Annotated in this window: 10 protein-coding genes; 5 read left to right on the top strand and 5 right to left on the bottom strand. The window is 73.3% G+C overall.

Annotated features, from left to right (window positions below; all coding sequences use genetic code 11):
- Window positions 1-11: 11 nt before the first annotated feature.
- Both ACFQ6X_RS19230 and ACFQ6X_RS19225 read right to left on the bottom strand, forming a co-directional pair.
- A complete protein-coding gene (locus tag ACFQ6X_RS19230; RefSeq protein ID WP_383182929.1) occupies window positions 12-2,477 on the bottom strand; it encodes an ABC transporter permease in 2,466 nt (821 codons plus the stop codon).
- Window positions 2,471-3,211, bottom strand: a complete 741-nt coding sequence (locus tag ACFQ6X_RS19225) for an ABC transporter ATP-binding protein (protein ID WP_383182927.1) — start codon at window positions 3,209-3,211, stop codon at window positions 2,471-2,473. The genes ACFQ6X_RS19230 and ACFQ6X_RS19225 overlap by 7 nt, the downstream gene beginning before the upstream one ends.
- 133 nt (window positions 3,212-3,344) lie before the next feature.
- Here ACFQ6X_RS19225 and ACFQ6X_RS19220 point away from each other — a divergent pair, with 133 nt between their 5' ends.
- Both ACFQ6X_RS19220 and ACFQ6X_RS19215 read left to right on the top strand, forming a co-directional pair.
- Complete coding sequence (locus ACFQ6X_RS19220) at window positions 3,345-4,634, top strand: sensor histidine kinase (RefSeq protein ID WP_383182925.1); 1,290 nt, start codon at window positions 3,345-3,347, stop codon at window positions 4,632-4,634.
- 7 nt (window positions 4,635-4,641) lie between these two features.
- On the top strand, window positions 4,642-5,292 hold the full coding sequence (locus tag ACFQ6X_RS19215) for a response regulator (protein WP_383182923.1): 651 nt from the start codon (window positions 4,642-4,644) through the stop codon (window positions 5,290-5,292).
- A gap of 106 nt (window positions 5,293-5,398) precedes the next feature.
- Here the strand turns inward: ACFQ6X_RS19215 and ACFQ6X_RS19210 are convergent, their stop codons facing one another.
- Both ACFQ6X_RS19210 and ACFQ6X_RS19205 read right to left on the bottom strand, forming a co-directional pair.
- The gene (locus ACFQ6X_RS19210) at window positions 5,399-6,079 is read right to left on the bottom strand and encodes a phosphotransferase (RefSeq protein ID WP_383182922.1); all 681 of its coding nucleotides are present in this window, start codon (window positions 6,077-6,079) and stop codon (window positions 5,399-5,401) included.
- A gap of 36 nt (window positions 6,080-6,115) precedes the next feature.
- A complete protein-coding gene (locus ACFQ6X_RS19205; protein WP_383182920.1) occupies window positions 6,116-7,189 on the bottom strand; it encodes a DUF2804 domain-containing protein in 1,074 nt (357 codons plus the stop codon).
- Window positions 7,190-7,386: 197 nt separating this feature from the next.
- Between ACFQ6X_RS19205 and ACFQ6X_RS19200 the strand changes: the two genes are divergently transcribed.
- Both ACFQ6X_RS19200 and ACFQ6X_RS19195 read left to right on the top strand, forming a co-directional pair.
- Entirely contained in the window at window positions 7,387-8,760 is a 1,374-nt protein-coding gene (locus ACFQ6X_RS19200; RefSeq protein ID WP_383182918.1) for an alpha-lytic protease prodomain-containing protein, read from the top strand.
- A gap of 77 nt (window positions 8,761-8,837) precedes the next feature.
- The gene (locus ACFQ6X_RS19195) at window positions 8,838-9,677 is read left to right on the top strand and encodes a carbohydrate-binding protein (RefSeq protein ID WP_383182916.1); all 840 of its coding nucleotides are present in this window, start codon (window positions 8,838-8,840) and stop codon (window positions 9,675-9,677) included.
- A gap of 90 nt (window positions 9,678-9,767) precedes the next feature.
- Here the strand turns inward: ACFQ6X_RS19195 and ACFQ6X_RS19190 are convergent, their stop codons facing one another.
- Window positions 9,768-11,474, bottom strand: coding sequence for a bifunctional 3'-5' exonuclease/DNA polymerase (locus ACFQ6X_RS19190; RefSeq protein WP_383182914.1), 1,707 nt, complete (start codon window positions 11,472-11,474; stop codon window positions 9,768-9,770).
- A gap of 143 nt (window positions 11,475-11,617) precedes the next feature.
- Between ACFQ6X_RS19190 and ACFQ6X_RS19185 the strand changes: the two genes are divergently transcribed.
- The gene (locus tag ACFQ6X_RS19185) at window positions 11,618-12,547 is read left to right on the top strand and encodes an NADP-dependent oxidoreductase (protein WP_383182912.1); all 930 of its coding nucleotides are present in this window, start codon (window positions 11,618-11,620) and stop codon (window positions 12,545-12,547) included.
- Window positions 12,548-12,573: the final 26 nt, after the last annotated feature.

Raw genomic sequence — 12,573 nt, 5'->3', positions numbered from 1 at the left:
CCGGCACCGGGTCACTCGCGGGCGCCCGCCGCCTCGACCGGCCGGGTGCGCATCGCGGCGAGCGCGGGCAGTACGGCGCAGACCGTCGCCAGGACGGCGCTCGCGGCCGCCACCGCTCCCAGGCCCGCCCAGGGCACGACCACCGGGGAGCTCACGGAGAGCAGTTCCAGTGCGCCTTTGACGCCCAGCAGGTTCAGCCCGGCCACCGCGCCCCCCAGGACGGCGCCCACCGCCACCACCATCAGCGCCTCGGCCGCGACAAGGCCGACGGCCTGTGCCTTCGTGGCGCCGGTCAGCCGGAGCGCCGCCAGATCGCGAAGCCGGTCGGAGGTGGCCATGACCAGGGTGTTCGCCAGGGCGATGCCCGTGTACAGCAGGGCGATTCCCAGGATCAGCAGCAGGCCCGCGCGGGTGTTCCCGCTGGTGCCCGGGTGGTGCGCAGCCATCCAGGCGTCCTTCGTGAGGACCGGGGTGCCGGTGGCCCGGCCGGCCCGCCCGAGCAGGGCGCCGACAGCCGAACGGTCCGCTCCGTCACGGATCTTGATGTCGACACGGTCGACGGCTGCGCCCGCCGCGTTCTTCGGGGTCACGTACACGCCGTTGCTCCCCGTGCCGACCCGCAGCACCGCCGCGATACGCAGCGACACCTTTCTGCCGTCGCCCAGCCAGACGCTCACCCGGTGGCCGACGGTCCGGGCCGCCCATTCCTCGTTGACGACGATGGAGTTGTCGTCGAGGTCGCCGATGCGGCCCGAGACGAGGGGGAGGTCCGCGGTCGCGGCCAGGGCGGCCGGATCGACCGCTCGGGCGTCCGACCTGATGAGCGCCGTGCCTTCCTCCAGGACGGTGACGGACGTGGAACGGGACGCACTGCTCACGGCTTCGGGGAGGCTCCGTACCCGCTGCACGAAGCGCGGGTCCAGCGGACCGTCCCCGCCGGCCACGTAGTCGGCGCGCGTCTGCGCCGCCGTCTCGGCGGCCTTGGCCTCGTTGATCGTGGCAACGGTGCCCAACAGCGAGGCGGCCAGGGCGACGGTGACGAGGACGGGTGCGGCGACCGCCGCGGTGCGGCGGATCGAGGTGGAGGCGTTCTGCCGGACGAGCAGGCCCGTGGCGCCGGGGAGCCGGGCGGGCAGCCAGGTGAGCAGGCGGGTCAGCGGGCGCAGGAACAGGGGGGCGAGCAGGGCGAAGCCCACGATGAGCCACAGCGGCTGCAGGATGTACGTCTTCCGCTTCAGTACGTCCCCCGGGTCGGTCAGCAGGGACCAGAGGAGCAGTCCCAGGCCGGTCAGCAGGACCGCCGCCCCCAGCAGCAGGCGGCTCGGCGGCATGGGCCCGCTGTCCACAGCGGATTCGCGGAGTGCTTCCACGGGCCGGATCCGCCCTGCCCGGTACGAGGAGACGACCACTCCGGCGAGTGCCACGCCGAGCCCCGTCCAGAACGCGGTGTGCAGCGGCCAGTTGGCTTCCCCGATGGCGAACCACGCGGGCGCGAGACCCTCGTCGACGAGCCACGCGGCCAGCCGCGGCGCGGCTGCCTCGCCCAGCAGGCAGCCGGCGGCAGCGGCCAGGACACCGATCACGCATGCCTCGGCGACGACCATGCGCCGCACCTGCCCTGGGGTTGCTCCCGCGGTGCGGAGCAGCCCGAACTCCCTTCTGCGCTGGGCCACCGCGAAGGAGAACGTCGAGGCGACGACGAAGACCGAGACGAAGCCGGTGATGCCTGCCGCCGTGCCGAGCATCGCGTTGACGGCGGTCAGCGCCTCGCTGTCCCGGTCGGGATCGGGGTCGGCCCGGCGCCGGTCGTCGCCGGTGAGGACGCTCATGCCGGGAACGGAACCGGTCAGCTCACGTACGGCGCCGGCGTCGGCGTGCACCACGACGGCGTCGACACCCGGGTGGATACGGGCGGCCTCGGCATCGCTGAAGAACACCGCGGTCTCGAAGCCCGCGTCCGCCACCGTGCCGACAACCGTCCGTACCCGGATGTGGCCCGGCGCGGTGACCCGGACGCGTTCGCCGACTCGCGGGACCGTGGCGCCGCCCGCCGTCACGACGATCTCGTCGGCCGTCCGGGGAGCGCGGCCCGTGGTGAGGCGGTACGGGGTGGCGGCGGCGATGGACCACGGGTGGCCGGCCAGGTCCTTCCCGGCGAGCCGCACCGGGAAGGTCCGGTCCTCGACCGTACGCCCCAGCCCGGTGAGCGCGGCGGCGAGACTCCCCGGCACGGGCCGGGGGTCGGAGAGCCGGGCGGTACGGTCCCCGACGGGCGTGGCGACCCGCAGGGTCTCCGAGGCGCGCACCACCACGGGGGCGGCGGCGAACCGTTCCGGGGAGCGCTCCGGGGCGTCGAACGTGGCCGCCAGCGCCAGGCCTGTCATGGCGATCAGCCCGACGCCCAGGGCGAGTGCGACGAAGGAACCGACGAACGTGACCCAGCGGGCCCGCATCGAGCGCAGTGCCAGGATCAGCACGGGACCACCGCCAGGGCGGTCATCCGGGCGGCGACCTGTTCGGCCGCCGGGTCGTCCAGCTCGTCCCGGATCGAACCGTCGGCCAGGAACACCACCCGGTCCGCGTAGGAAGCGGCCACCGGATCGTGCGTCACCATGATCACGGTCTGGCCGCCGTCGGCCATGGCCCGCAGCAGCGTCAGGACCTCGCGGCCGGTCTGCGAGTCGAGCGCGCCCGTCGGCTCGTCACCGAAGAGCACCTCGGGGCGGGTGACCAACGCCCTGGCCAGCGCCACACGTTGTTGCTGCCCGCCGGACAACTCGCCGGGCCGGTGCCGCGCCCGGTCGCCCAGACCGACCCGCTCCAGGACCGCGCGCATCTCGGACCGCTCGGGCCTGCGGCCCGCCAGCCGGAGCGGGAGCGCCACATTCTGCTCCGCGGTGAGCGCGGGCAGCAGGTTGAAGGCCTGGAAGACGAATCCGATCCGTTGGCGGCGCAGCAGCGTCAGTTTCCGCTCGCTCAGTCCTGTCAGGTCCGTGTCGCCGAGGAACACCCGGCCGGCCGTCGGACGGTCGAGTCCGGCCGTGCACTGGAGGAGTGTCGACTTCCCGGAGCCGGACGGGCCCATGATCGCGGTGAAGGTGCCCCGGGGGATGGTCAGGCTGACAGCGTCGAGGGCGGTGACCGCGTCGGAAGGCTTCCCGAAGGACCGGGTGACCGAGTCGAGCCTGACGGCAGGTGGCTGGTTCGTCATGCGTCCAAGTCAACCGGCGGCGCTCGGCGCACACATCGGAGCGAGGAGGAGTCTGCGGGGTGGAGCCAGCTCCACCTCCGGCCACCCGCCAGGTGGGTGGTGGCGTCCGGCCCGCGCTGTCTACCGTGCGCTCATGAGCTCCCTCACCCTCCGGCAGGCCCTTCGGCAGCCCCGCTACCTTCTGGGCAGCCGGCCCTGGCGCGCGGCTCTCTACCTGCTGAGCAGCGTCCCGATCGGTGCGGCCCTCCTCGTGTCGGTCGTGCTGCTCGCCGTGGTGGGCAGCGCGCTGACCCTCGTACTCGTCGGCATCCTGCTCCTGCTGATGCTCGCCCTCAGCGGCATTCCGGTGGCCGCGGTGGAACGGCGCAGGCTGCGGCTCATCGACCCCGTTCCCCTAGGCGATCCGCACCGGGTGCCCGGGCGCACCGGTCTGGCGGCCTGGCTGCGCACCAGGCTCCGGGAGCAGGCCACCTGGCGGGAGTTCGGATACGTGCTGCTGTTCGCCTTCGTGCTGTGGCCCCTGGAAGGGCTGGTGGTCGGCACCGTACTGGCCGTCTGCGGAGGGCTGTTGGCGACGCCCGTCGTCATGGCCACCGTCACCGGCGGGGAGGAGGTGCGGGTCCTGAAGCTGTGGCTGGCCGACTCGTATCCGCAGGCGTTCGCGCTGGCGCTCCTCGGGCTGGTGCTGCTGCCGCTGTTCGCCTATCCGCTGGGGTGGGCGGCCGTGGCGCGCGCGGCGCTGACCCGGGCGCTGCTGTCCGCAGGGCCCGATGGACTCGACAGCCGGCTGGAGGAGCTGGGGCGCTCCCGGATGCGGCTCGTCGACGCCTTCGAGGCGGAGCGCCGCCGGATCGAACGCGATCTGCACGACGGTGCTCAGCAGCGGCTCGTCGCCCTCTCGATGACGCTCGGACTGGCCAGGCTCGAAGCTCCCGCCGAGCCGCTGGGCAGCCTGCTGGCCAAGGCGCATGCGGAAGCCGGGGTGGCTCTCGTGGAGATCAGGGAACTCATCCGGGGCATCCACCCCCAGGTGCTCACCGACCGGGGCCTGGCCGCCGCGGTCGAGGACATCGCCGACCGCTCGGCCGTGCCGGTCGATGTGGACTTCGAGATTCCGGGCAGGCTTCCGCAAGCGGTGGAGACCGCCGTGTACTTCGCGGTCTGCGAGGCGCTGGCGAATGTCGCCAAGCACAGCGGGGCGAGCCGGGCACAGGTGACGGGCCGGACCGACGGGGAACAGCTGACCGTCGAGGTCCGGGACGACGGATCGGGTGGGGCCCGGACCGCGGGGGGCAGCGGCCTTCAGGGCGTGGCCGACCGCATCTCCGTGGTGGGCGGCCACCTGCTAATCTCCAGCCCGCCCGGCGGGCCGACAGTGTTCCGGCTGGACGTCCCCTGCACCCCCGCCCACCTGGTCGAATGAGGGTCTGATGCTGCGTATCGTGCTGGCCGAGGACAGTGTGCTCCTGAGAGAGGGCCTCATCGGCCTGCTGGAGCGGTTCGGCCACCAGGTGGTGGCGGGTGCAGGCAGCGCCGACGAGCTCGTCGAAGCCGTCACCGCGCACGCCCCCGACATCGTGGTGACGGATGTGCGGATGCCGCCGGGCTTCACGGACGAGGGACTCCGGGCCGCGGTCGCCCTGCGCGAGGCCCGCCCGGAGCTGCCCGTCCTCGTCCTCAGCCAGTACGTCCAGCGGGCCTACGCCGAAGAACTGCTCGACTCCTGCGACGGCCGGGGCGTGGGCTATCTGCTGAAGGAACGCGTCGGGAACGTCGAGGAGTTCGTCGATACCCTCCAGCGGGTCGCGGACGGCGGCACCGTCGTCGACCCGGAAGTGGTGCGTCAGTTGCTCAGGCACCGCCGTGACCCGCTGTCCAGGCTCACCGCGCGGGAGCAGGAGGTGCTGGCACTGATGGCCGAGGGCCGGTCGAACGCCTCGGTCGCCGAGGCGCTGACCGTCAGCGAGGGCACGGTCAGCAAGCACTTCGGCTCGATCCTCACGAAGCTCGATCTCTCACTGACGGACGCGACGAACCGCCGCGTACTGGCCGTGCTGGCCTATCTCCGGGACAGCCCTTAGGGCCTCTCGTTCGGATCAGGCCGGGCTCGCGGGGTCCGATCCCGACGAAAGGCGCTAGAACCTCTCGTTCCGGATCCCGGCGGCGACGGGCCGCGGCGAGTTCCCGTCAGCCCGCGAGCGCCGAGACCAGTTCCGCCGCCTCGTCCAGCACCGCCGACTCCCGTGCGGTGAGCCGAGGATCCGCCGCTCGCCGTGCGGTGGCGCGGGCCAGGGCGCAGGAGGGGACACCGCCGTCGCCCGCGAGCCGGGACAGCATCGTCGCGAGCATGCCCCGGACGCGCCCACCGGCGGCGAACGAGGGGTCGAGCGCGGTCTGGGCCAGGATGAGCGAGGACATCGCCCGGTCCAGGGCGGGCGGCCCCTCGCCGGCCGTGCTCCAGTCGATCACCACGGCACCCTGCGGAGTCAGCATCACGTTCTCCGGCTGCAGTTCCAGGTGGAGGATCCGGTCCTCCGGGTCCTGGGAGAGCCGGGGCGGGATCGCGTGCAGGTCCCGCAGGAGCCGGGCCAGCAGCTCGCCCCCCTCGGCCTCGGTGAGGGTGCCCGCCAGCAGTGCCTCGGCCATGGTCGGCCCGGTCAGCCGCTGCATGACCAGGTCCGTGGGCAGTGCCGTCCCGGACGGCGGGCCGATGCGCGGGACGGGGAACCCGGAGGCCGAGAGGTACGACATCACGGCCAGCTCCGCGGTGGCGTCGGCGCCGTCGCGGTAGCGGCGAAGGACCCAGGACTCGTCGAGTGCGTACACATCGGCGGTGCGTCCTGAGCCCAGAAGATGGCCTATGTGCATGGGGGAAACCTACCCGGGCCGCTGCGCGAGGGGGAGTCACCAGCGCATACGGACATCCTCGGCCCAGCCGAGGAGCTGCGTCACGGCGATCTCGGTGCCGTCGTCGGTCCGGACCCGGCCGTTGTAGTGGCCGAAGCACTGGTCGGTGCGGTTGGCGATCAGTCCGACGTCCGTGTGGGTGGACCGGTTGTGGAACGGGGTGAACGTCAGATCCACCTGGCCTGACGACGCCGTACGGACGGTCCAGGGGGCGAGGGGATCGGAGGCGGACCACTGCCAGTCCAGCTCCTCGCCGATCTTGGTGAGCCGGCCGTCCACGCACAGGCCGTTCTCGGTGGACACCGTCCCCGCCGTCCAGCGGCCGCCGAACTGGAGGCCCAGCGTGCGCCCGTCCGTACGGCCGGACGCGGCACCCCAGTTCCAGTCGACCGCGCGCGGCCAGCGCCCCCGGCCGTGGTCCAGGACGGCCCAGGTGTCGCTGTCGGCCGCGTTCTTCGTCCGGGACGCGCCGAACTCCAGGATCTCGGAGCCGATACGGACCCGGCCCGCGGCGGGGAGGGCGGTGTGCTTGGAGGTGTACTGGAAGCGCTGTTCGCTCCACGGCACGACGACGGAGAGCGATTCGTGCCCCGCCGGCCGCGAGACGAGGATGTCGGCCTCCAGCGGCAGCCGGTCGCGGGTCAGGCAGCGGGCCCGCAGCCGGGTGCCGGCGTTCTCGTCGCGGATCTCGATCCGCACCTTGCCGCCGCTCGGCCGGGCGGGTCCGACGACCACGTCCTCGGAGCCCGGTGCCCCCGCGACGGTGTCCGGCAGATGCACCCCACGGCCGGCGGGGACGATCGAGGAACACTCGAACTCGCGGCCACGTGGCCCGTACTCCAGGACGTAGACCGCGTTCAGCGCCAGGAAGTCGAGGTCGCTCACGGTCAGCGCCACCAGGTGGGTGGGCGTGGTCACGCACCAGTACTCCCACCGCTTGGTCCGGCCCCAGCCGCGCAGATTGGCCCGGTGCAGCGGCTGCCTGGACCAGCCGACCGCTGCCGGATTCAGCCTGCCGTCGGGCAGGCAGAGGTCGACGGGCTCGGTGATCTCGTGCTCGTGCGTCGCCATGGGCGGAGCCTATAGCGGGCGCCGGAGCGTGCTCCGGTACGGCTCGGGGCGCGCTCGGGGCACCCCATAACGCGATGGGAGGGGGCGGACGGGATCTCCTCGGCAGACGTGTGACGCGGCTACGTTTCCGGCAGTTCCCCACCCCCACAGCGCCCTGTACCCGAGGGCTCGACACCCCCTACCCCAAGGAGAGTTACGTGGAGAGAACCGTGCTCCGCAGACGCGCCCTCACCGCAGGTACCGCCGCCCTGGCGGTGGGCGCGCTCGCCCTCGCAGGCCTGACCGGCGTCGCATCGGCGGACCCGGCCGGCACCACCGCCCGGGCCGAGGCACCCGGCACCCTCCCGCCCGGGCTGATCAAGGCCCTGCAGCGGGACCTCGGCCTCGACGCCGCCGAGGCAGCCGCCCGGACGGGCAACGAGTACCGGGCGGCCGCCATCGCCGCAGGGCTGGAGAAGGCTCTCGGCGCCAGCTTCGCCGGAGCCCGGGTGAGCGGTGACGGCGCGGCTCTCACCGTCGCCACCACCGACGCCTCCGAAGCCGCCCGGATCACCGGGGCCGGCGCCGATGCCGAGGTCGTGGGCCACAGCCTGGACCGGCTCGAAGCAGCCAAGACCGCCCTCGACGAGGCGGCCCGGAACACCACCCCCAGGGGCGTGCCCTCCTGGTACGTCGACGTGCGCACCAACCGGGTCGTCGTCAACGCGGCCGACGCCTCCGCGGCGGACACCTTCCTCGCCGCCGCGGGGGTCTCCCGTTCGGTGGTGAAGGTCAACCGGTCCGGCGAGCGGCCCCGCGCCCTCGCGGACCTGCGGGGCGGCGACGCGTACTACATGAACGGCTCGGGCCGCTGCTCCATAGGCTTCCCGGTCAAGCGCGGCACACAGAACGGCTTCGTCACCGCCGGGCACTGCGGCAGGGCCGGAACGACGACCAACGGCGTCAACCAGCAGGCCCAGGGCTCCTTCCAGGCCTCCACCTTCCCCGGCCGGGACTACGCCTGGGTCGCCACCAACGCCAACTGGACCCCGCGCGCCCTCGTCAACGGATACGGCCGGGGAGACGTGGCCGTGGCCGGTTCCACCGAGATGCTCGAAGGCTCCTCGGTCTGCCGCTCCGGATCGACGACCGGCTGGCACTGCGGCACGATCCAGCAGCGCAACACCAGCGTCACCTATCCCGAGGGGACCATCTCCCCGGTGACCCGGACCAGTGTGTGCGCCGAACCCGGCGACTCGGGCGGCTCGTTCATCTCCGGCAGCCAGGCCCAGGGGGTCACGTCCGGCGGCTCGGGCAACTGTTCCTCGGGCGGCACGACGTACTTCCAGCCGGTCAACGCCGCGCTCCAGGTCTACGGGCTGACCCTGATGACCAGCGGTACGCCGACGGACCCGCCCACCGACCCGACGGACCCGCCGACCGAGCCGGGCGGCACCTGGGCGGCAGGCACCACCTACGCGGCCGGCGCCACGGTCACGTACGGCGGTGCCGGCTACCGCTGCCTGCAGGGCCACCAGGCCCAGGCGGGCTGGCAGCCGCCGAACGTGCCGGCCCTCTGGCAGCGCCTCTGATCAGGCGCCACCACACGCCCGGCCTCGCGCCTTCCCCGTTCCGCTTCCCCGTTCAGAGGAACTCCGAGGAATCAGCCATGACTCCAGAAGCCCCCGACGGCACTCCCGGCGACCGCCGGATCAGCCGCAAGAGCCTCCTGAAAGCGGCCGTTGCCGCGAGCGCGGCCCCACTGATCGCGGGCGGCGGTGTCGCTCTCGCCCGTGACACCGGTTCCGCAGGGAGCCCTTCGGCCCCCACTCCCGCCTGCGACGACGGGGACGACCCGACCCCGCCGCAAATGGAGGGCCCGTACTTCAAGCCCGCCTCACCGCTCCGTACCGTCCTGGTGACACCGAGCACCCCGGGTACCCCGCTCACGGTGAGCGGCTACGTCTTCGGCCGGGCCTGCAGGCCGATCGCCGGAGTGCTCCTCGATTTCTGGCAGGCCGACGCCAACGGCGCGTACGACATGCGGGGGTTCGCCTTTCGCGGCCACCAGTTCACCGGTGCGGACGGCTCCTTCACGCTCACCACCGTGGTGGCGGGCCTGTATCCGGGGCGTACCCGGCACATCCACGTGAAGGCCCAGGCACCCGGCCGGCCCGTGCTGACCACCCAGCTGTACTTCCCCGGTGAGCCGCGCAACAGCACGGATCCCCTCTACGATCCGGCGCTGCTGATGAACGTCCGCACCGTCGGATCCGGGAAACAGGGCACGTTCGACTTCGTGCTCGACGTCGACCAGCAGCCGGATCCGACCGGTCCGCCGACCGATCCGCCGACCGGTTCCCCGGGCGGTACGTGGGCCGTCGGGGCCTCCTACCGTGCCGGGGACGGTGTCACCTACGACGGTGTGGCCTATCGCTGCCTCCAGGCACACTCGGCCCTGGCCGGGTGGGAACCGCCGCGGGTCCCCGCGCTGTGGGAACGCGGGTAGATACGCGGCAGGGGCCAGGACCGGGATCCCGGTCCTGGCCTTCCGGCTGTCCGCGGGGGAAAACGGCCACCGGCCCGGCAGGAACGGCCGCTACTTGGCGTCGGAGTACCGCTCGACGACTGCCGTCGTGAACGGGAACCGCACCGGCGTCTCACCGAACGCGATCCGTCCGGCCAGCTCCCCGGCCGCCCGGATCGCGTCCACCACCGTGGGCGCCTCGTCGGCAGGGCAGTGCACGATCACCTCGTCGTGCTGGAAGAACACCAGCTCGGCCCGCATATGACCGGTGGCCAGCGTCTGCCGCAACGCCGCCAGGAGCAGCAGCGCCCAGTCCGCGGCGCTGCCCTGGACGACGAAATTGCGCGTGAAGCGGCCACGGGCCCGGGTGTTCGACGACGCGTACCCCGGGACGAACCCGTACTCGCCGGAGCTCTCCCCGGCCGGCGGTTCCTCGCTCTCCTGGGGGATGCCCGCCTCCTCGTCCTCGCCGGCCCCCGCCGCCGGCGGGCTCGTCCGGCCCAGCCACGTACGGACGAGGCGGCCCTCCTCACCCGCCTTCGCGGCGTCGTCGACATAGGCGACCGCGTGCGGGAACCGTCGCCTCAGCGCCGCCAGGTTCTTGAGGCCGTCGCCGGAGGTCTGACCGTAGACGGCGCTCAGCAGCGCGAGCTTGGCGTGCTCGCGGTCGCCCTGGAACGCCCGGTCGGACAGGGCCTTGTAGAGGTCGCCGTCGTGGCCGGCCACCTCCATCAGCCCCGGGTCGCGGGAGATCGCGGCCAGCACCCGCGGCTCCATCTGATCGGCGTCCGCCACGACCAGGCGCCAGCCCTCGTCGGCGACGACCGCCTGCCGTATCACCTTGGGGATCTGCAGGGCGCCGCCGCCGTTGGTCGTCCAGCGCCCGCTGACGCTGCCGCCCGGCTGGTACTCGGGGCGGAAGCGGCCCTCGCGGACCCAGTCCTGGAGCCAGCTCCAGCCGTGGGCCGTCCAGATGCGGTACAGCTTCTTGTACTGGATCAGCGGGTCGACCGCCGGGTGGTCCAGCTCCTCCAGCTCCCAGCGCCGGGTCGACTTCACCTTGATCCCGGCCTGCGCGAAGGCCTTCACCACATCGGCGGGCAGATCGGGGCGCACCCGTCTGCCGAACGCGGCCGACACCTCTTCCGCCAGCTCGGCCAGCCTGCGGGGCTCGCCGCCGCCCGCGTAGCGCTCGCCGAGCAGGCCGTTGAGCACCTCCCGGTGCACGTCGGCCCGCCAGGGGAGCCCGGACCTGTTCATCTCGGCGGCGACCAGCATGCCGGCCGACTCGGACGCCGTGAGCAGCCGCATCCTGTCGGGATGCTCCGTCGCGTCGTGGCGGCGCAGCTGCTCCGCGTACACCTGGAGCAGCGCCTCGAACGGCACGTCCGTACCGGACTGCGGCTCGAAGAGGGAGGACTGGGAACCGGGCTCCGCGGAGCGGGCCGGCGGGTCCGGCGGCACCGCGGCGTTCCGCAGGCGGGCCCAGGCGGCCGCGGCGGAGCGGGGCTCCCCGAGCCGCCCCTCGTGGCCGAGCAGGAGCAGCTCGGCACACTCCATGTCGTAACAGCGCTCGACGCGCACGCCCGCCGCGAGCAGCCTCGGGTAGATCTCCGCGGTCGACCGCCAGACCCACCGGAACACGTCGGGGCGGGAGCGGACGGCCTCGACGAGGTCGGGCTCGGAAACGACCGGTCCGGCGGGCAGGCCGTCGCGCCCCAGCGGCACCAGGAGTGCGGCACCCGCCTCCGCGGTGGCCAGAGCCCAACGTTCGGTCATGGGCCGAGTCTGGCACCCGGCACTGACATCGACAGGGGTGTGGCGGGCGCGGCTCGCCGGGCGGGCGGGCGGGGCAGCCGCGAGTATCGGTGAGGGACGCGCTGCGTGTCCCGGTGCGCGGCGAAGGGCGGAGGAGACAGGTGATGGAAGCGATCGTGTACGAGGAGTTCGGCGGCCCCGAGGTACTGCGCCTCGTCCGGACCGACGACGTCCACGCAGGACCCGGGCAGATCCGGGTGGCGGTCAGGGCCGCCGGGGTCAACCCGGTCGACTACAAGATCCGCAACGGCTGGATGGAGGCGGCCTTCCCCACCCCGCTGCCCGCCACACCCGGCAGTGAGTTCGCCGGCGTCGTCGACGAGACGGGGGAGGGAGTCACGGGGTTCTCGGTCGGCGACGAGGTCCTCGGCCGGAGCGCCACCGGCGCGTACGCCGCCCACGCCCTGGCCGACGCGGACGCCGTGGCGCCCAAGCCGCAGGAGCTGGGCTGGGAGGAGGCCGCGGCCCTGCCGGTGGCGACGGCGACAGCCGCCCGGGTGCTGGATGAGCTGGCGGTGACCGAGGGCGACACCCTGCTGGTGCACGGAGCGGCCGGAGCGGTGGGTTCCGCCGGGGTCCAGCTGGCGGCGTCCCGGGGCGCCACGGTCATCGGGACGGCATCGCCGGCCAACCACGACTACCTGCGGGTGCTCGGCGCGATCCCGGTGGAGTACGGGGACGGGCTCGTGGAACGGGTCCGCGCGCTGGCGCCGCAGGGCGTGGACGCGGTGTTCGACGCCGCGGGCAAGGGCGCGCTGGCCGCCTCGGTCGAGCTGCGCGGGGGTACGGCCGACCGGATCGTCACCATCGCGGACGCGGACGCGGCGAAGTACGGCGTGGCCTTCTCGGCGGGCGGCGGCGAACGTCAGGACGAGGCCGAACGTCTCGCGGAGTACGCGGCACTGGCCGCGGTCGGCGAGCTGCGGATTCCGGTCGCGCAGACGTTCGCGCTCCGTGACGCGGCGAGGGCGCACGAGCTGAGCGAGGCGGGGCACGTACGCGGAAAGCTCGTGCTGCTTCCCGGGGCGCACTAAGAGGCACGGCGTCCCCGGGCCGACCG

The organism is Streptomyces sp. NPDC056452, assembly GCF_042796085.1.
Lineage (GTDB): Bacteria > Actinomycetota > Actinomycetes > Streptomycetales > Streptomycetaceae > Streptomyces.
Note: the sequence above shows the minus strand (reverse complement) of the source record. Positions and strands in the feature narration are given on the sequence as shown.

Excerpts from the sequence above, each read along its gene's own strand:
- ACFQ6X_RS19225 (WP_383182927.1), bottom strand. The coding sequence starts at position 3,211 with ATGACGAACCAGCCACCTGCCGTCAGGCTCGACTCGGTCACCCGGTCC.
- ACFQ6X_RS19220 (WP_383182925.1), top strand. The coding sequence starts at position 3,345 with ATGAGCTCCCTCACCCTCCGGCAGGCCCTTCGGCAGCCCCGCTACCTT.
- ACFQ6X_RS19215 (WP_383182923.1), top strand. The coding sequence starts at position 4,642 with ATGCTGCGTATCGTGCTGGCCGAGGACAGTGTGCTCCTGAGAGAGGGC.
- ACFQ6X_RS19210 (WP_383182922.1), bottom strand. The coding sequence starts at position 6,079 with ATGCACATAGGCCATCTTCTGGGCTCAGGACGCACCGCCGATGTGTAC.
- ACFQ6X_RS19205 (WP_383182920.1), bottom strand. The coding sequence starts at position 7,189 with ATGGCGACGCACGAGCACGAGATCACCGAGCCCGTCGACCTCTGCCTG.
- ACFQ6X_RS19195 (WP_383182916.1), top strand. The coding sequence starts at position 8,838 with ATGACTCCAGAAGCCCCCGACGGCACTCCCGGCGACCGCCGGATCAGC.
- ACFQ6X_RS19190 (WP_383182914.1), bottom strand. The coding sequence starts at position 11,474 with ATGACCGAACGTTGGGCTCTGGCCACCGCGGAGGCGGGTGCCGCACTC.
- ACFQ6X_RS19185 (WP_383182912.1), top strand. The coding sequence starts at position 11,618 with ATGGAAGCGATCGTGTACGAGGAGTTCGGCGGCCCCGAGGTACTGCGC.